This is a genomic window from Providencia sp. PROV141 (genome assembly GCF_028481645.1).
In the GTDB taxonomy this organism is placed as follows: Bacteria; Pseudomonadota; Gammaproteobacteria; order Enterobacterales; family Enterobacteriaceae; genus Providencia; species Providencia rettgeri.
The window spans coordinates 1-1,257 of the sequence record NZ_JAMPPR010000010.1 but is presented as its reverse complement, the minus strand read 5'-3'; the positions used below and the strand labels follow the sequence as shown (position 1 = coordinate 1,257).

Below are 1,257 nucleotides of genomic sequence, written 5' to 3'. Positions count from 1 at the left end.
GCACATCTTTAATCACACCATGGAAAGTGGCCATGTTTGGTGGTGCTGGTGCATTAACGGCATTTGGCGTTGCTGCATATCAAGGGTCTAAAGAGCTCAGCGAGTACAACAAGCAACTTATTTTAACGGGCAACTATGCCGCTAAAACTAAAGGCCAACTTAATGAATTAGCAAGGTCACTTTCGGGTGATGGTATCACGCAGTACAAAATGGCTGATGCGCTGGCACAAGTCGTTGGTTCGGGTTCGTTCACTGGCTCACAGGTAGACATGGTTGCTGGCGTTGCGGCAAAAATGGAAAAGGCCACAGGGCAATCTATCGATGAAACTATCAAGCAATTTCAGCGACTCAAAGATCAGCCGGTTCAAGCCGTCATGGAATTGGATAAGTCTCTTCACTTTTTAACTGCAACTCAACTTGAGCAAATAACCACGCTTGAAGAACAAGGGCGGACGTCAGAAGCAACCAAATTATCTATGGAGCTTTACTCATCCTCTTTAAATGAAAGAACTAAACAAATTAGTGAAAACTTGGGGACGTTAGAAACTGCATGGAAGTGGGTTGGTGAAGCAGCTCAAAATGCATGGGACAGAATGCTTAATGTTGGTCGATCTGTTTCTGTACAAGATAAATTAGATGCAAAGATTCAGCAATTAGTAGCAGCCAAAAAAGAGCTGGAAATTGCTGAAAAAGGAGGCGCCCCTGATACAACAGGGTATGGTGTCGGAAGAAACTCTGAATCATTTTTAAATCAAAACGCTACAAGAAACTTAGAAGCAAACAAAGCGCTAGTTAAAAATCTAACATCTGAAGTTAAAAATCTGCAAAATCAGATAAGTAATGAGAAATCGTTTAATGCGGGTGCAAATGCTATTTCTGCGTTTAATGAGAAGATGAAAAAACAGCTTGAAGCTGACTTAGCGCTCAAAAAGAAATATGAGACATCAGAGGAAAAGCACCAAAGAGAACTCAAGAGAATTAGAAATGATGAATATGCCTCCCAAGCAGCAAAGGATCTAGCTATTCAGCGAGAAAATGAGCGGTATAAGAAAGAATTAGCACGTAAAACACCAAAAGGAAAAGCATACAAGCCCGATATAGGTACTCGTCATGATGAATCTTCACAGGCGGAATTAACCTCTCTACAAGCGCAACTAAAGTTACTCCAACAACACCAAACAGCCACTGACTTTATTAGTCAGCAGCGTAAAAACTTACAGTTAGAACAGGCCAAATTTGATGTTTTAGAGGAGGCTA

The 1,257-nt window shown here is 41.2% G+C and carries 1 protein-coding gene; it reads left to right on the top strand.

Going from position 1 to position 1,257, the window contains the following annotated elements:
• A partial coding sequence (locus tag PSF09_RS08540; RefSeq protein ID WP_272683774.1) for a phage tail length tape measure family protein occupies positions 1–1,257 on the top strand: 1,257 nt, incomplete at both ends.